Here is a 17929-nt window from a genome sequence, read left to right on the forward strand (position 1 = left end):
GCCGGTGCTTTTTGTCCTGTTTTATAAAATTATTAAAGGTGCTTAACCAATTATAATCCGGAGAGTAACACTCCCCGGAATAAACCGATAATTAACCATGGAATCAAATCAAAACAGGCGGTCGGCTATAAAAAATATAGTTACCGGTACAGCAGCCATTACCGCGGCCGGCATGTTATCGTCATTTAAACCCGGGGAAAAAGAAATGGTAGTTGATACTGCGCTAAAAGGTAATATTAACCATGCCGTATGCCGCTGGTGCTATGGCGATATGACAGTTGAACAGCTTTGCGCGGCCGCTAAAGATATTGGCATAAAAGGTATCGACCTGGTTGGCCCGGCAGACTGGCCCACACTTAAAAAGTATGGCCTGTACTCATCTATGTGTAACGGTGCCGAAATTAACCTGACTGATGGTTTTGGTGATACGCAGTTTCATGCCCAGTTGCATAAAAACTACAGCGAAATGATTCCCAAGGTTGCTGCAGCCGGTTATAAAAACCTGATCTGTTTTAGCGGCAGCCGTCGCGGAAAAGACAATGAAACCGGTTGGAATAATTGTGTGGAGGGTTTGAAACCAATGGTTGAACTGGCCGAAAAACACAACATTGTACTGGTAATGGAACTGCTGAACAGCAAAATTGACCACAAAGATTACCAATGCGACAGGGTAGAGTGGGGTGCCGAACTGGCCAAAAGGATAGGATCGGAACATTTTAAATTGCTGTTTGATATTTATCACATGCAGATTGATGAAGGTGATGTGATCCGTAATATACGTCAATATCACCCATATATTAACCACTACCATACAGGCGGCGTACCCGGCCGTAACGAGATTGACGAAACACAGGAGCTTTATTACCCGGCAATAATGAAAGCTATTGTAGAAACCGGTCATAAAGGTTTTGTTGCGCAGGAATTTATTCCGAAGCAAAAAGACAAGGTGGCATCGCTGCGTAAAGCGGTACATATTTGCGACGTTTAAACCTTATGGTTTAAATACACTCCAATGCTATATTAACCAAACAGAAATACATGACATCCAGAAGAACATTTTTAGCGCAGGCCGGTATACTTTCGGCAGGTGCAATGTTAGCGCCGTCTTTATTATCGGCAAAAGAAAAGAAAGGTGCGGGCCTGCAGTTATATAGCTTGCGTAACGAGTTACCTGCCGATGTAAAAGGTGTAATAGGTAAAGTGGCTAAAGCTGGTTACAAAGAAGTGGAAACCTTTGGCTATAACAAAGAAAAAGGCTACTGGGGACTGCCCAGCAAAGATTTTGGAACGTTGTTAAAGGATAACGGACTCAGCAGCCCAAGCGGTCACTATGGTTTAGACTCGTACTTTGGCGAAGGAAAAACCGATGATTTAAATATGTATGTGGAGGTTGCCAACACCATTGGTCAAACTTATATCATAGTACCTTCATTAAACTATAATTTCATAAAAACGGTTGACGACTGTAAAGGTGTTGCCGAAAAAATGAATAAAGCTGCCGAGATATGCAAGGCGTCGGGTTTAAAATTAGGTTACCACAACCATAACTTTGAATGGGCGCCGGTTGGCGATACCACGTTTTACGATGTAGTATTAAACAATACCGACCCTAAACTGGTTAATATGGAGATGGATTTATACTGGGTGGTACGGGCCGGCCAGGATCCTTTGGCTATTTTTGAAAAGCACCCCGGACGTTTTACTTTTGTGCATATTAAAGACAGGGATAAAACCAATCCAAACCTGAATACCGAGATAGGTACAGGCGATATTGATTTTGTGAAGATATTGGGCAAAGCACAACAGGCGGGTATAAAACACTTTATTGTTGAGCAAGAGAATTTTACCAATATTGATCCATATGTAAGCATAGCCAAAAGCGCTGCCTACTTAAAAAGTACGCTTCACATATAATAAACCAAATAACAACATGAAATATTCAATAATATTAACAACCATTTTAGCCGGGAGTTTTTTAATGGCTAATGCGCAAAATGCTAAACCAGAGGATACCGAAATTTGGGAGCCAATTCCTAAAGCAGTAGTGCCGGGTAAGGTTTTGGGCGATGCCCCTTCTGACGCTATTATTTTGTTTAATGGTAAAGGCCTTGATGAGTGGGTTGACGTAGAAACCCAAACACCGGCTAAATGGACGGTAAAGGGCGATGTGCTTACAGTAAATAAAGCTACCGGAAATATAGAAACAAAGAAAAAATTTACTAATTATCAATTACACATTGAGTGGCGTGTGCCTGCGAGCATTACAGGCAGCGGCCAGGCCCGTGGCAATAGCGGCGTGTTTTTAGCATCAATAGGTAAAGGTGATGCCGGTTATGAGCTACAGGTTTTAGATTCGTACAACAACAAAACTTACGTAAACGGCATGGCAGGCAGTTTGTACAAACAGGTTATCCCGTTGGCAAACCCAGGCCGCAAACCAGGCGAGTGGAATGTGTATGATGTGGTATGGACAGCCCCTGTGTTTAACCAGGACGGTACACTAAAATCTGCCGCAAGGGCAACCGTTTTCTTTAACGGCGTATTGGTTGAAAACAACTTTGAACTGCTTGGCCCAACCCAATACATTGGTAAACCATCTTATGAAGGTAAAGCCCATGGCGCATCGCCAATAAAACTGCAAGCGCATGGCGATAAAAGCGAACCGCTTAGCTTCCGCAATATCTGGGTAAGGGAATTGTAAGTAATTATTAAAAATGTTTGAGAAGCCTGTTCCTGATTTATGGAACGGGCTTTTTAAGTTTATAATGGCGCAAAATTTCTCTACCCAAAAAACTTTATCTTGTTGAGAAAATGGCGCAAATAAATTAATAAAATGCCCGAAAATTAGAATTTGAAATTATATTTACGAAATTTTAAGCATCCATGAAAACACAACTTACCCGTATTTTAACCTTGGCTTTTAGCTTTTTGCTTTTTGCTTTCAGCTTATCCGCCTCGCCCAAAAGGTATTATTACGAGCTTAAAGTTTATCATTATAAAACATTGGATCAGGAAGCTAAGATTGAGCATTATTTAAAAGATGCCTATTTGCCCGCGCTACACAGGGCAGGCATACCCAATGTTGGTGTGTTTAAACCGATAAAGCAGGATACAGCCGACATGCGTATTTATGTTTACACACCTTTTACCAGCTTAGATAAGCTTACCGGCATTGATAAAAAATTACAAGGTGATACCCAATATTTTACCGATGGGGAGGAGTATATGAACGCCGATTATAAAGATGCCCCGTATACGCGCATTGAAATTATGATATTGCACGCTTTTCCGGGCATGCCGGCGCCCTCGGTTCCACAGCTTACCGGTAATAAAGCAGATAGGGTTTACGAACTCAGAAGCTATGAAAGCCCCACAGAAAAATATAACTACAATAAAGTGCGCATGTTTAATGACGGCGACGAGATAGGCCTGTTTAAACGCCTTGGTTTTAACGCGGTTTTTTACTCGGAGGTTGTTTCAGGCTCGCACATGCCCAACCTTATGTACATGACTACTTTTAACAGTAAAGAAGAAAGAGAAAAGCACTGGGCAGCGTTTAGTAACGATACCTATTGGAAAACCCTCTCGGCAAAAGCCGAGTATCAGCACAATGTGTCGAAAGCTGATATCTTTTTTCTTTTCCCAACGGATTATTCTGATTATTAGGCAATCCATTTAGTTGTAGTTGTTAAAAAGCAACAGTTGTATGTTTTTGCGCTCTATTGTTACAAAAAAGCATTGCTTATAAAGTAACTATTGCAGGTTTGTACCGATCACCTGTTTAAGTCGCATCTGATATCCTGTTTTTTTTAGCAGATACCCTGCGATTAATATTAAATTGAGCTTTAAGCCGGAATATTCCTGAAATTGCCAATAAAGGCTTGATTTTTGTTAAGAAAGGTGCATAGGTGGGAAATTTAAAAAAAATCATGATAGCGGACGATGATCCGGGGATTGTGGATGCGGTAGAGATCATATTAGATTTTGAAGGATACGAGGTTTCGTCGACCGTTAACGGTGCCACGGTTTTGGATATGAAAACAGAATTTCCCGACTTGCTGTTACTTGATATCTGGATGTCTGGCTCTGATGGCCGCGATATTTGCCGCGAACTTAAACACCGGTCAGATACCAGGGCAATTCCCATTATCATGATATCAGCCAGCCGCGATATCGAACGCTCCGCTTACGAAGCTGGTGCCGATGACTTTCTGGCCAAGCCTTTTGAAATTGACGATCTTTTAGGAAAAATAAAACGATTGTTGTAGATAAAAATCCTCCCTTAATTGCTGTGGTATAAATATACCGCACCATTAAGAGAGGACTAAGACGCTTTCAGGCCCAATCAAAGTCAACTACTGTTCCGTCGAGTTTCCATTTTTGCGGCAGCATTGTCTCCATCCAATCTAAAGGTTCGCCTAACGGCAATACTTTAGCTGCACTGGCAAAGGCTTTTTTAACGGCAGTCTTTTGTTCGGCACCCATAGCTTCGGGCTGCCCGGATACAAATAGGGGGGCGCCGCTTTTTGCCAATAATTCAAGCCACTGCTTGTTACGGCCCCATGCTATTTTAGTAGTTATACCTACACAATCACCATCTACAGCATAAAATTTATTGTGCTGCGGCAGGCGGAAAGCCAGCGTGTTTACACCCATTTTGCGTGTGCGTTCCCATTCGTTTCCGCTGGTGTCATCACCTATTCGGCACATCTCAAAAATGCCTGCGCTTAAATGGCTCATGGTATTACAGCCTATTACATATATCCCATCGCCTGCTGCTTCACGGATATCGCGGTACAAATCAAGAATGATTTCGGCTGTGGTTTTACTGCGGTCATTATAATTCCAGTTGGGTGCTGTAATACTGTCCTTCATATCAAAACCCCAACGGCCCGTGATATCGTAAGTGGTAAAATCGTGCTTTACCATTTGATACCCCCATTGCTTGTAAAAGGTGAAATTACGCTTAATACGCTCCCGGTTTTCGGGGATGGTAGGGTCGAGCGTTGGATTTTTAGGATCGTCGCGGCCCGGAATTTTTGGTGCAAGCAAGCTCGTCTTTTCATCATGACGGGCGCACAACGGGCGCATCCATAAGCCCGGGCGCATGCCCAGTTTCTTAATCTCGTCGCCCAACAGGTGCATATCCTTAAACTTATCGTTCGGCTTGCTAAAATCATCGTTCCAGCCGCCATCCCCTGGCAATAGTGGCGAATAGGTTGCCCAGCCCGCGTCAATTACCGAAAATGGTTTGTTATTGGTATCGGTAACCAGTTCGCTCATCATGGCGGTGGTTTGTTTTATCAGGTCGAAATTGTTGTTGCCATAGGCAAAATACCAATCGTTTATGCCATAAATAGGTTGTTTGGGTAATCGCGGTTTTTCGCACATGATACCACAAAAGCGATGGTCGGTATAAAAAGCGTTTTCGCCCGGCTTGCTGTGCGTGGTTACAATATCTGCTGCATGCAGGGTGCGGTTTCCCAGCAATACGCCATTGCCGCCCGAATGGGTATCCAGGTTAAGGTCAAGGTGGTTTTGATCCAATCCCCACCAGCAAATGCTGCCCGCACCTGTTTTTACACCAAAGCAGGCAGTTTGTTTCCCATCATTTATTAATATATACCATGGGCTTTTACTCCCATCAAAGCCCGATTTCCATTTTAAATCGCCATAGGAGCGTTCCCAATGATCGCCAAGGTATTTTGCCGATGATGGCGTATTGTGTTTCCAGCGCAACCTAACGGCGCTCAGTGGTTGTGTTGGCGACTGTAGGTAGATGGCTTTAGTATTGCCATTAGTTTTAAAATCAACCTCGATATCCTTGTAGGTGAATTTTGTGCCGCCGGAAGCTTTTAGCTTAACCCATTCTTCACCGGATTGCGCCCAAACCTCGTCGGGTGCATTCATAGTTGATGTTTGGGCTGATGCAGCATAAGTTAGGCGGCTAAACAGTACGGCGGCACCGGTTGTTGCCGTCAGTTTCAGGAAATGTCGTCTTTGCATAGTATAGTGATGTTCTGAATTGGATATACAACATTACTAAAAGCATTTAGTGATTTAAAATAAAATATTGCAAATTGTTGGTGCTAAAACGACTAAAGCTATTTTGCGTGCTCTAAAACCAAATGGCAAACTCGGTTTGCCCCGCGGTTATGGTTTTTAAACTAAATTCAAAACCATGGTTTAGGAGTATCTCGCGTGTTAAGGTAAGCCCTATACCTTGTCCATCTTTTTTGGTGCTGAAGAAGGGCGAAAACAGGTTGCTGTTTTGTTCGGCAGTGATGCCTTTGCCCGTATCGGCAATGATGAGTTTCCGTTCTTTGGAGAAGAGCGCGAATTTTACCAGCCCTTTATCTTCAATAGCTTCAATGGCATTTTTAACAATGTTTATGAGCGCCTGCTCCAGTTGTTGCTCATCGGCCATGATGCTTAAGGCTTCATCGGGCAGGTTAAATTCAAATTCAACGCCTTTTCCATTGGCTTTTGCCTGCATAAGGGTGGCTACCGACCGAACAAGCTTTTGAAGTAAAACAGGTTGTTTATTGGCAGGCGGGAGTTTCACCAGATCGGCAAAGTTGCGCATAAACAGGTTGAGGTTTTGGTTGCGGTCCATGGCTATCTGTAAGGCATCCTTAAGGGTATCAAACTCATGCCCGGCCCATAGCTGGTCGGTTTTCATGGCCGATTGCATAATGGAATTTACCGGCCCGATGGTATTGTTCACTTCATGTGCCATCATACGGATAACCTTGCCGTAAACCTTTTTCTCGGCCGCCAGAATCTCGGCAGTTAAATCCTCTATCATAATAAAATGACGCGAAAACCCCCGGTCAACAAAATGCGATTTCTGGAGCTTGAACGAATTTATACCGTCCGGCTTTACCACTGCAGTTTCGCCTGATTTAAGTAATCTCATCTGCGCAAACAGGGGATGGTCAAGGTCATAAATGGAATTGCCTTGTAACTTATCATCCGGGATAGCCAATAATTGCAGGGCTTTTGGGTTTATTTGTTGTATCCGGTCGTCAAAATCTAATATAACGATGCCGGTAGGTGAGGTATAGATCAGTTTTTCCAAAAAGAAATGTTGCTGTTCCTGCCTTGTACGTTCTGTTCTTAACTCGTCCATCATATGATTATATACATCAATTAATGTGTCAACCTCGTGCCTGCCGGTTGATAAAAATTTTACGTTAAAATCCTTGTCTTTTATGGCATCCAGCCCCTGCATTAATAATTTTAAAGGATTTATGAGTTGCCGGTAAAGCTGCACCGATACTACTACAGAAATAAGTACAAATACCTCAGATGCGATAAAGAAAACCTTGTTTTGCTGGAAAATAAAATAAGTGAGCACCAGCGTTACCAGGTGCAGTGTTACAACAAATAAAACATATTTAGTCCTCAGCTTCATCGTATGGTATCTGGTATTTGTCAAGCCTGCGGTAAAGCGCACTCCGGGTGAGCCCAAGGGCCGCCGCCGCCCGGCTTATTTTGTTTTTGTGGTGGTCCATGGCACGTTTTATCATTTCAACCTCCACTTCTTCCAAAGTTAGGGTACCTACGCCGGGTAATTGCATGTTTCCTTTTTTTACCGGCGATAATTCTAACTGCGACCGGAAATCATCAATCCCCAATTCATCTTTCCGGCTTACCAGTATTGATCGCTCTACCAGGTTTTTAAGCTGCCTGATATTGCCGGGCAATGGCAGTTGCTGCAGCCACTTCATGGCGGCGGCAGATACCGATAATTGGGGCCGGTTGTAGATATCCTTTAGGTTATTGATAAAAAAATCGACCAGTAAAGGTATATCCTTGGGCCGTTCGCGCAGGGCGGGCAGGTAAACGGTGATCAGGTTAATGCGGTATAACAAATCCTCACGAAAAGTACCGCGTGATACCATTTCGTTAAGGTTTTTATTGGTGGCACAAACCACCCGGGTATCTAATGTTTTGGTACGGCTGCTGCCCAGCATTTCGTAAGTACGGTCCTGTAATACCCTTAACAGCTTCACCTGGCTGCTGGCATCAAGGTCGCCAATTTCATCTAAAAATATGGTACCCTTGTGTGCCATTTCAAAACGGCCAATCCGATCAAAACGGGCATCGGTAAAAGCCCCGCGGATATGGCCAAACATTTCACTTTCAAAAAGCGAAGTAGAGATACCGCCCAAATTAACTTTGATAAATGGTTTATTGCGGCGCAGGCTGTTTTGGTGGATGGCCTCGGCTATCAGCTCTTTGCCGGTACCGCTTTCGCCCATAATCAGTATCGATGCGTCCGTGGTTGCCACACGGCCTATGGTTTCCAGGATATCCAGCATTTGAGGGTCCTGGCCAATAATGCTTTGAAAATTGTAGGTTTTATCTAATTGCTTACGGGTATGGTGTTCTGTTTTTTTATCCCTTAAATCTAACAGTGTTTTAACTGTTTGTATAAGGTGTTCGTTATTCCAGGGTTTGTTTATAAAGTCGTTGGCACCCAGCTTCATACCTTGTACGGCAAGCTGGATGCTGCCCCATCCTGTAATTAATATTACCGGGATAGCGCTGTTAAGCTGCTTTATGTTTTCAAGCAGGTTCATCCCTTCACGGCCCGATGTATCAATCGAAAAATTAAGGTCGAGAATAATCAGTTCAGGACTTTTTTTCTTTATGATCTTTATGGCCCCGGCGGGCTCTTCGGCGCTCACAGCATCATAGCCCTCGCTTTTGAGTAACAGCAAAAGCGAGGTGCGTACGGCAATATCATCATCAATAACCAGTATCATAATTGCAGGTCAATATCGTAATTAGTTAAAAGTATTGAGTGGTGAGTTTTGAGTTATTTTTATGATGCCCATATGCTATTCTTCGTGTAAAGCAACGGCGGGATAAATGGCAGCAGCCTGCCTGCCCGGATATAATGAACATAAAAATACCAGCAGGTAAATAAATATGATTGAGAACAGGATGGCTACCAGGTAAATCCCTGCCGAAAGATCAAACACGTTTAGCAATGGGAACTGCACGGCAAAAAATGACCCGATGATGAGCGAAAAGGTGGCCAGTATCATTGATTCCATAATGAGCTGGTTAGATACCGAGCTACCGGTGGCGCCAACAGCCCGCCGTAAGCCAATTTCGCCCCGGCGTTTGTTAATGTTATACCAAAGCACTCCAAACAGGCCGAGCGCCACGTTAATAACTAAAAAACAGCCTACAATACTTAGTACTATCATGGGCACTAAAGTAAAATAATTAATATCCTTACGTTTGTTTACAAGGTGCTCAATCTCCACGTTCGAATCTTTCATATAGTTGGCTAAAGTTTTGTACAGGCGGGCTTCGAAGGCGGCGTTGGCCCCGGGCACAACCTGCACCATGATTTTACCAAGCGACCTGAAAGAACCGGTGTCGGTTCTGTGGTATACCGCATCGCCGGCAGCAGCATAATCGCCTTTGGCTTTGATGGCCTGTATCACGCCTACTACTCTTTTCTTGTTTTTGCCGTCGTCGCTCTCATCAATGATTTTTCCTATCGCTTCGCCTTTACCAAACAGCTTCTCGCGTAATTCGTTATTGATAACTACAGGTGGTATTTTGGTAGCCACGTCGCTTTTGTTAAACCAACGGCCTTCCAGCAGCTGTGCGTTTAAAGTTTTCAGATAGCTATCCTCGGCATTATACATATTTACGTTGCTGTAATTGTGGTTATTGTAACCAGCCAGTCCTGTCCACGTATTTGCCGAAAAGGGGACGTTGTCGCTGCAAAAGCTGATTTCCTTTACCTCGGGCATGGCCTTAATATTATTACGCAATGTTTCGTAATAAGTATTCAGCGAATCGGTGTTTTTTGTTTGCAGGGCGTTATTATAACTAACAACCCATACGTTTTGGTAGCTAATCCCAATTGGCTTTTTATAATTGTTATAGTAGTAAACCAAAAGGCTAAATACCGCGAATAGCACCAGGAACGAGAATAGCATCTCGGACATCAATAAAAAGTTTTGCTTCTTTTTATTCCAGATGAGTTTAAATAAATGCTTAAACATAATATCTTGATTTAAAGGATGAATAATTGTTATGAAGCTTTCAAAGCCGTTACTACGTTTAGTTTTGACATGCGCCAGGCCGGGTAAACGCCTGAGATTAAACCAAACAGAAAACAAATGAGCAGGCCAATTGCCAAAACAGTAAAATTGATGGATAGTACCAGGTTGGGGATGAGGTTCATGCCATTTAGTACCTGGATAGCTACGAAGGATAATATAACCCCGATAAAGCCGCCCAACAGCGTAAGTATGATATTTTCGACAATAAACTGGTAAACCAAGGTGCCGGATGATGCACCGAAGGCCTTGCGTACGCCAATTTCTGACGAGCGTTCCATAATACGGGTGATGTTGATATTGACCAGGTTAAGCGTTGGCAGCATCATTACCAGTAGGGCAAATATGCCAATGGTTGTCAACACGATCATAACGCCCGATGATTTTTCGTTGCCGGTATCTACATAGCTTACAATATAAGGATCGGCATGGCTGAATATTTTATCAAACTCCTTGCTTTCCATTGGCAACCGGGCAACCATACTTTGATATTCATCATGCATACGCGGTAAATCTGCTTTTGAATTTGCAAGCAACACGCCAAAAAAACCTCCCCTGTACCCTTTATCTTTACGGTAATCAGTTTTTGATACAGTATAGGGCAGGTAGATGTCGCCATAGGTCATATAACTGGTTATAGGTACATTTTTTACCACGCCGGTTACCCTGTATTTCACGTTATCGGCCTCGAAGTACTTGCCTACAACCGAGGGTACATCGCCGAAGTATTGCTGTTTCATATCCTCTGATATGATCACTACTTTATCGGCATTATCAACCTGTTGTTTATTAAAAGCTTTGCCTTCAATAAAATCGTATTCCATAATATCCCAATAGGCATCATTGGTGTATTTATAGTTTACAGCAATCTTTTTATTGTTAACATAAGTATTTGTGCCGCTGAATATAGAGGAAATGCCCACCTTAACAGGCGTTTTTAAACTACCTGCATAGTGGCTTAAAAAATAGTAAGATAAAGGCCCCGAGCTTTGCCCGCCGGTTTTGTTTATCTCCTGCATTCTTGAAATATACAACGATCGATCGCGTTTCCTGTCGGGATAGCTGTCGCCGGCAATTTTATCTATAAAGGCGGTAAGTACCAGCAGTATGGTAAGGGTAAAGCTGATACCAAACAGGCTGATAAAGGTGAAAAACTTTCTTCGCCTTAACACCGCTATGGCTATTTTAAAATAATTTTTAAGCATGACTGATTGTTTAAGCGGTTAATTATTGAACTTGCGAACCATCAAACAGGCGTACCAAACGGTGAGTTTTGTGGGCCATGTTTTCATCATGTGTAACCATTACAATGGTAGTACCCTCGTTACGGTTAAGGTTGATGAGGATGTCCATAATCTCGTTACCCATGGCGCTATCCAGGTTGCCGGTTGGCTCATCGGCCAAAATAATATCCGGCCTGCCCACTATGGCCCTGGCTATGGCTACACGCTGGCGTTGCCCGCCCGATAGTTGGGTTGGGAAGTGTTTAATGCGGTTGGCTAAGCCTACCTTTTCCAATGCCTCGGTGGCCAGCATTTTGCGTTCTTTTGCTGTGGTATCGCGGTACAGCAGGGGCAGCTCTACATTATCCAAAACCTGTAGGTCGTTAATCAGGTGATAGCTTTGAAAAATAAAGCCCAGTGTTTTATTGCGGAACTGTGCCAGTTGCTTATCGCTCAGCTTTTCAGTTGATTTATCGGCAATTTTGATGTTTCCTTTTGATGGCGCATCCAGCAGCCCTATAATATTAAGCAGCGTACTTTTGCCGCAGCCCGATGGCCCCATGATAGATAAAAATTCGCCTTTGGCCACGTCAAGGCTTATGCTGTTCAGTGCCAGGGTTTCTATAGTGTCGGTACGGTACACTTTTTCGATGTTTTGTAAACGGATCATATTGGTGAGTTGTGAGTGGTGAATAGTGAGTGGTTTGTTAATTATTGAATTATTGAATGACTGAATTATTGAATTTGTCTTTTTTAATTATTGAAGCGATGGGCTTTTTGAATTTTTACTTTTGAATTTTGACTTTCCCTACTGGTAATTGATTTTCCTGTTGGTTTCGAAATCGTATAACGACAGGTAGCGTAACTGGTAGTAGGCTCCCCAGAAATCGCGGAGGGAAGCTACATAGTCGCGTTTGGCCTGGTCGTTTTCGCGGAAGGCTATGCCAAGGTCGGTGATGCTCAGGTCGCCTAAAACGTAGCGCTCGCGGGCTATCTGGTACTTTTCTGATGCTATACTGTCGGCCTCGGCGGTGTATACCAGTTGCTCTTTCATTACATTAAAAAGGGATACCTGGGTTATAATTTGCTGTTTAAAAGTTTGCTTGTCCTGCTCTACTGCATACTCGGTAAACTGCTGGTTGGCCAGGGCCGTTTTGGTGCGAGATTTAGAACGCCCCCAATCCAAAATGGGCACGGCTAACTGCACCTGTAACACCTGTTGGTTTTGCGGGTTTTTGTAAACACCCGGTATACTGGTTGATGTATTTGAGTAACCCAAATTGGCATTCAATGTAGCGGTTAAACCATTTTGGCCTTTTGCTTTTGCCACATCCCGCTTAGCCTCGGCCACGCGGCGCAAAAATGCAATGGCATCCGAGCGGTTGGAAAATGCCTCGGCCAAAACTTTATCTGCCGATACCTGCATCTGGCTAATTTGTTCGGGTACTACCAGTACAATTTTTTCTTCGCCTTCCTGCCCGGTATAGCTGCGTAGGTTAAGGGTGGCAATTTCCATATCGCGTTTAGCGGTGCCTACAGCTTTTTTGGCGTTTATTTGTTCCAGTTGCAATTGCAGTATCTCGTTTTTTGAAACCTTGCCCAATTCAAATTTGGTATTGGCAATGCTCATGATTTTTTGGGTATTAGCGTAATTGGTTTCGGCAATTTTAAGGTTAACCTGGGCCAGCAACAAATCGAAAAAGAAACCTTCTACATCTATGGCTATTTTTTCCTGTGCTTCAATGTAGGCCTGTTTACTCTCGTTATATTTTAAAGGTTCAATGCGTTTATCCCACTTTAAACTGTTAAACTGAAACAGGGGCTGGGTATACCCGATGCCATATGGGATGCCATTGTAAAGCACATTATGCCTGTCGAAATCATCAAAACGCTGCAATTGCGTGGTTCCGTAAATCGTTCCGCCGGTGGCGGTAATGCTCTGGCTAAAATTAAGTGCCAGCGACGAGTTATCATTATGTATAGGCTGAAACTGTATGGTTCCATCGGGTTGCTGTACCTGGGTAAACGTTTTGGTGTAGCCCGGTAAAATACCACTGAGTGATAGCTGCGGCTGGTAATTTGATTTATAGGTGCGGTATTCCCAGTATTTGGTTTCGCGCACCGTAGCAGCCTGCTTGGCGGCTATAGAGTTAGCCTTGGCCATCTCAACCACCTGTTGCAGGGTAAGCCGGAGCGTATCGCTGCTGCCCGCAGCAAATACCCCTGAACAAATGGTTAGTAATAATATGGTGTATAATAATTTCATTTGTCTTGTGCTATTTCAACCGTCATTGCGAGGAACGAAGCAATCCCCGATATGCAAATCAGCTTTGCAGGTTAATCACCTGTCCTAAAGAGATTGCTTCGTTCCTCGCAAAGACGTTTATGGTTAACTTAATTCGTTATCGTTACTTCCTTCGAGTTCTTAAACTCCGTCATATCCGATGTAATCACCACATCCCCGGGTTTAACCCCATCCTCAATCTCCACATAGTCAAAATTGGTAAGGCCAATGTGTACCGTGCGCCGTTCGGCTTTGCCTTTGTTAATTACAAAAATGTCCTGTACAGTAGGGCCTTTAAACGCCGGACCGTTGGCAACACGCATAATTTTGCTATGGGTTGCCGTTACCAAAAACACATCCACTTTCATATTGGGGCGAAGCTGTTTGTTGGCGCGGTCGTCCAGCTGGATATCGAAAGATATGATGCTGTTTTGTACCGATGGCGACACATTGGTAACATGCCCGCGCAGTTGCGTATCGTTAATGCGGATAATTACCGGAATCCCGCTGTGCAGCTGGTCCATCGAATTATCTGATATACTGCCCGATACCTTAAAACTGCCCAGGTTGGCAATACGGGCAAGGGTTTCGCCCTCGTGCACGTTGGCGCCTATGTTTTTGTTTACGTAGGTGATAACGCCAGTGCGGGTAGCCACCACATTGGCCAGTGCAAGCTTGCGTTGCAGGGCCTTTAAATCGTTTTCCTGTATGGCGGCAGCAATCTGTGCTTCTTTAATCTCTATCTGCATGGTTTGCTGCTTGTTTTTAATCTCGTTTTCCAGCTGCTTTTTTTCCAGCTGGGCAACTTTAAGATTAAGTTCGGCCTGTTCAATGCCTTCACGGGTACCGCCGCCGGCTTTAAACAGGCGCTTGGCATTTTCAACGGCATCGGCCAGGCTGCTGATGCGCAGTTGCTTGATGTCGTTGTTTGATTGGATATCGTAAAAGCTTTTAGCAAGGTCGAGTTTTAGTTTAGCAATCTCGTTCCGTTTTGATTCGAGGGTAAAGTTTAGCTTATCAAATTCTGTTTGGGTGGCCGATTTATCTAAGGTTAATATAGACTGGCCCGGAGTAATTTTATTACCCGCGTCCATCAACGCACTTTTGATAGATGCATTGATCGGGCTGGTGATGATCTCCTCAAACTCGGGCAAAACTTCGCCGGTAGCATTAAGGGTGTTTTCTATATTGCCAACTTCTACGGTGGCGGTAGTGATCTCTGCTTTTTTTACCGATGATTTGATGAATCCCCGAAGAGCAACAACCAGCAGTACTAATACCGCGATACTGATCACTACTATCACCGCGCCTTTTTTTCTTTTTTGCGATGTTACCTCGAGCGTAATTTCCTTATCCATTGTGATATAATTTGCATAAGGTTTTGCAATAGGTATACCAATGTTAAAGTGTTTATTATTAGTGTTTTATGTGATTTTTATTTTGAAAAAGTGTTCGATATCGGACAAATGTTTTGATTTTGGACGGGGGGATTGTCTGAACCTGAATTAAACGAATTTTTAGAATTTCTCGAATTTGCTTTAAATTCTGTTAATTCTTTAATTCGTTTAATTCAGGTTCAGACAATTGCGTTAGGGATCGGCGCGGATACCGGCCAAGAGCCTAATGCCTTGTGCGCGTATGAGCATAGAGCCCGGGCCGCAGGCAACGCTAAAATTAAGTCAAAAGGTAAAATTCAAAAGTCAAAAGCCATGTATGGCGGATTTGGAAATTGTTAACAGTTGAGTGTCCTGTGTCCATCTTCATTCTGCTAATTCAAAAATCCTGTAAATTCTGATTCAGACAAACATTCCTTCTGTAAACAATGTAATTATTATCTTGTTCCACATTTACATCGAACCGGATACTTGGCTATGAAGAAAATACTGCTCTATTTACCCCTGTTTTTTATGTTATCATGCGGACATGGACCGGCACAGCTGGACGAGAATAAGAAGCTTAATACCCTTGCTACTGAGTATGTTAGGCTGGGCCTTAACATTGGCCAGTACGATACTGACTTTGTGGATGCCTACTACGGGCCCGACTCGTTAAAGCCAAAATTGCCGCCTGCAAAAGAGTTTCCGAAGGATAGTTTGCTGGCCAATACCAATATTTTGATGAATGAGTTGAAAATAATTTCGACTAATGCGCAAGTTGACAGCAATAAAATGCGGGCAGACTGGATGATTAATCAACTGGTGGCATTTGGCCGGCGCATCAGGATTTACTCGGGCGAGGAGAGGCCTTTTGACGAAGAGTCGAAGGAGCTTTTTGGCGTATCGGCGCCCGTTTATGACGAGGATCATTTTAAAGCGCAGATAGCTTTGCTGGATAGTATTTTGCCGGGCAAAGGCAGGGTAAGTGAGCGTTTTCAAAAACTTGCCAATAGATTCATTATCCCCAAAGATAAACTTGACGCGGTTATAAAAGCGGCCATTGCCGAGGCCCGTAAACGTACCATGGCACATTACAGCCTGCCCGCCGGCGAAGCGTTTTCGCTGGAATATGTAACCGATAAGCCCTGGAGCGGGTACAACTGGTATAAAGGTAATTATAAAAGCACCGTACAAATTAACACCGACCTGAAGATTTTTATTGACCGTGCCATTGATGTGGGCAGCCACGAAAGTTATCCCGGCCATCATGTATACAACATGTTGTTGGAGAAACACTTGTATCGCGATAAGGGCTGGGTGGAGATTTCGCTTTACCCGTTGTTTAGTCCGCAAAGTTTAATTGCCGAGGGCAGTGCCAATTATGGCATCGAGGTGGCTTTCCCGGGCGAGGATAAAGCGAAGTTTGCCAAAAATGTATTGCTGCCGCTGGCCGGCCTGGATACAGCCGGTATCGACCTGTATTTTAAAGCGCTGGCTATCCGGGGCCAGTTGAATTATGCCCGCAACGAGGCTGCAAGGGGGCTGGTAAACAACACCATGCCTAAAGATAAAGCGACCAATTACCTTACCAAATATTGTTTGATGAACGATGAAACGGCGGCAAAATCAATCAGCTTTATCAAAAAGAATCGCAGTTATGTAATTAACTATAATTACGGGCAGGATTTGGTAAAGGACTATATTGAAAGAAATGGCGGCACTGCCAAAAATCCTGCGAAGCAATGGGAACTTTTTGGTAAATTGCTGAGCAATGAGGTCGGCCCCGACCAGTTGCTCCAAAAGTAAACCACTATGTTTAAAAAAGTTGTCCCTGTTTGTCTTGCGGCTATATTATTAGCCGGCTGCTGCTATGCGCAAAAACGAATAGTTTGGCTTGATTCTGATACGGCCAATGAGATGGACGATTTGTACGCCATTACTTACCTGCTTAAAGATGCAGGTGTAAATGTAGTTGGCCTAAGCTCGGCCCATTTTAACAATGCCGATATGCTTGTTGGCGAAAAATGGCATTATTACCCTACCAAAAACATCAATACGGTACAGCTAAGCCAGGATTTAAACGAGGAGATGCTGAAACTTATGGGCCGCACCGATATACCACACCCGCTGGGTGGCCGCGGAACCATAGGCCACGCCTGGGGCGGCAAAGAACCGGTGCTTTCGGCAGCCGAAAAGGGTATCATAGCTACCGTACACCAGCTTAAAGCAGGCGAAAAACTGGATGTTTTGTGCATAGGCGCGGCATCAAACCTGGCATCGGCTATACAGGCCGATACCACCATTATTCCGCATATAAGAGTTTACCTGCTGGCTGCCCGATATTTTAGCGACCGCAAGGTTTGGGATAAAAGCGAATTTAATGTACGTAACGACCTGAACGCCTTCGACCTGTTGCTGAACTGCAAAGGTTTGGATTTGACAATTATGCCCATTAATACCGCCATTGCCTTAAAATTCGACCGCACAGTTTGCCGGGATAATTTAAAAGATAAGGGTAAATTGGGCCAGCTGTTGTATAACCGCTGGGATTTTGTAGAAGCCGGCCAAATCTGGATTATGTGGGACCTTGCCCTGGTAATGGCCTATCTTGATCCCGCCAAAGCCGAAAAGATAAGCGCACTTGTGCCGCCAGAGAACGACGCACGCGAGATATCGGTTTACAAAACGATTGACGCGGCTAAAATGCAGGCAGATTTTTGGAATAGGATGGAAGGGAAGTGACGTGTTGGGGTTTGCGCAAACATTGGCTTTGAACGCTGGCTACGACTCACCCCGGCTACGCTGCGCTGGCCGACCCTCCTCTCTCCGGCTGAAGCCGCAAAGAGGGTTGAGCAAATAAAAATAATATTTTAGCCCCTCTATGCGCGAAGCGGAGAGAGGGGCAGACGGGCGTAGCCTCGTCGGGGTGAGTCAACTCGCCGCCCTGCGATA

General features: G+C 44.0%; 16 protein-coding genes. 8 read left to right on the forward strand and 8 right to left on the reverse strand.

Annotated elements, in window-relative coordinates; genetic code table 11:
* Positions 1 to 97 precede the first annotated feature (97 nt).
* The 5 genes from PQ469_RS09430 to PQ469_RS09450 all read left to right on the forward strand — a co-directional run bounded on the left by PQ469_RS09430 (position 98) and on the right by PQ469_RS09450 (position 4268).
* Complete coding sequence (locus PQ469_RS09430; RefSeq protein WP_090651980.1) at positions 98 to 988, forward strand: hydroxypyruvate isomerase family protein; 891 nt, start codon at positions 98 to 100, stop codon at positions 986 to 988.
* A 50-nt stretch (positions 989 to 1038) separates the two neighbouring features.
* Complete coding sequence (locus PQ469_RS09435; protein ID WP_274212730.1) at positions 1039 to 1914, forward strand: sugar phosphate isomerase/epimerase family protein; 876 nt, start codon at positions 1039 to 1041, stop codon at positions 1912 to 1914.
* 16 nt (positions 1915 to 1930) lie between these two features.
* Positions 1931 to 2701 (forward strand): 3-keto-disaccharide hydrolase, encoded by a 771-nt coding sequence (locus PQ469_RS09440; RefSeq protein ID WP_274212731.1) that lies wholly within the window; start codon positions 1931 to 1933, stop codon positions 2699 to 2701.
* Between the two features lie 182 nt (positions 2702 to 2883).
* Entirely contained in the window at positions 2884 to 3666 is a 783-nt protein-coding gene (locus PQ469_RS09445; RefSeq protein WP_090651977.1) for an NIPSNAP family protein, read from the forward strand.
* Between the two features lie 263 nt (positions 3667 to 3929).
* The gene (locus PQ469_RS09450; protein WP_177183887.1) at positions 3930 to 4268 is read left to right on the forward strand and encodes a response regulator transcription factor; all 339 of its coding nucleotides are present in this window, start codon (positions 3930 to 3932) and stop codon (positions 4266 to 4268) included.
* A gap of 67 nt (positions 4269 to 4335) precedes the next feature.
* On the opposite strand, the gene PQ469_RS09455 is transcribed toward PQ469_RS09450, so the two are convergent.
* From PQ469_RS09455 to PQ469_RS09490, 8 genes are all read right to left on the reverse strand, one after another.
* Positions 4336 to 6006 (reverse strand): alpha-amylase family protein, encoded by a 1671-nt coding sequence (locus PQ469_RS09455; protein ID WP_274212732.1) that lies wholly within the window; start codon positions 6004 to 6006, stop codon positions 4336 to 4338.
* A gap of 112 nt (positions 6007 to 6118) precedes the next feature.
* Positions 6119 to 7417 carry a sensor histidine kinase gene (locus tag PQ469_RS09460; protein WP_274212733.1) on the reverse strand — a complete coding sequence of 433 codons (1299 nt, stop codon included), beginning with the start codon at positions 7415 to 7417 and terminating at the stop codon, positions 6119 to 6121.
* The gene (locus PQ469_RS09465; RefSeq protein WP_274212734.1) at positions 7401 to 8774 is read right to left on the reverse strand and encodes a sigma-54-dependent transcriptional regulator; all 1374 of its coding nucleotides are present in this window, start codon (positions 8772 to 8774) and stop codon (positions 7401 to 7403) included. Before PQ469_RS09465 ends, PQ469_RS09460 begins: the two co-directional genes overlap by 17 nt.
* Before the next feature lie 75 nt (positions 8775 to 8849).
* Complete coding sequence (locus PQ469_RS09470) at positions 8850 to 10037, reverse strand: ABC transporter permease (protein ID WP_274212735.1); 1188 nt, start codon at positions 10035 to 10037, stop codon at positions 8850 to 8852.
* Positions 10038 to 10066: 29 nt separating this feature from the next.
* The gene (locus PQ469_RS09475; protein WP_274212736.1) at positions 10067 to 11299 is read right to left on the reverse strand and encodes an ABC transporter permease; all 1233 of its coding nucleotides are present in this window, start codon (positions 11297 to 11299) and stop codon (positions 10067 to 10069) included.
* A gap of 22 nt (positions 11300 to 11321) precedes the next feature.
* Positions 11322 to 11987 carry an ABC transporter ATP-binding protein gene (locus PQ469_RS09480; protein ID WP_090651970.1) on the reverse strand — a complete coding sequence of 222 codons (666 nt, stop codon included), beginning with the start codon at positions 11985 to 11987 and terminating at the stop codon, positions 11322 to 11324.
* A gap of 138 nt (positions 11988 to 12125) precedes the next feature.
* Positions 12126 to 13583: a TolC family protein gene (locus tag PQ469_RS09485; RefSeq protein ID WP_274212737.1), complete on the reverse strand. Its 1458-nt coding sequence runs from the start codon at positions 13581 to 13583 to the stop codon at positions 12126 to 12128.
* Positions 13584 to 13711: 128 nt separating this feature from the next.
* Positions 13712 to 14959 (reverse strand): efflux RND transporter periplasmic adaptor subunit, encoded by a 1248-nt coding sequence (locus tag PQ469_RS09490; protein ID WP_274212738.1) that lies wholly within the window; start codon positions 14957 to 14959, stop codon positions 13712 to 13714.
* Between the two features lie 132 nt (positions 14960 to 15091).
* Between PQ469_RS09490 and PQ469_RS09495 the strand changes: the two genes are divergently transcribed.
* The 3 genes from PQ469_RS09495 (at position 15092) to PQ469_RS09505 (ending at position 17719) form a co-directional block, all read left to right on the forward strand.
* The gene (locus tag PQ469_RS09495) at positions 15092 to 15337 is read left to right on the forward strand and encodes a hypothetical protein (RefSeq protein ID WP_274212739.1); all 246 of its coding nucleotides are present in this window, start codon (positions 15092 to 15094) and stop codon (positions 15335 to 15337) included.
* Positions 15338 to 15472: 135 nt separating this feature from the next.
* Positions 15473 to 16783, forward strand: coding sequence for a hypothetical protein (locus PQ469_RS09500; RefSeq protein WP_274212740.1), 1311 nt, complete (start codon positions 15473 to 15475; stop codon positions 16781 to 16783).
* Positions 16784 to 16789: 6 nt separating this feature from the next.
* Positions 16790 to 17719 carry a nucleoside hydrolase gene (locus PQ469_RS09505; RefSeq protein WP_274212741.1) on the forward strand — a complete coding sequence of 310 codons (930 nt, stop codon included), beginning with the start codon at positions 16790 to 16792 and terminating at the stop codon, positions 17717 to 17719.
* Positions 17720 to 17929: the final 210 nt, after the last annotated feature.

The organism is Mucilaginibacter sp. KACC 22773 (genome assembly GCF_028736215.1).
In the GTDB taxonomy this organism is placed as follows: domain Bacteria; phylum Bacteroidota; class Bacteroidia; order Sphingobacteriales; family Sphingobacteriaceae; genus Mucilaginibacter.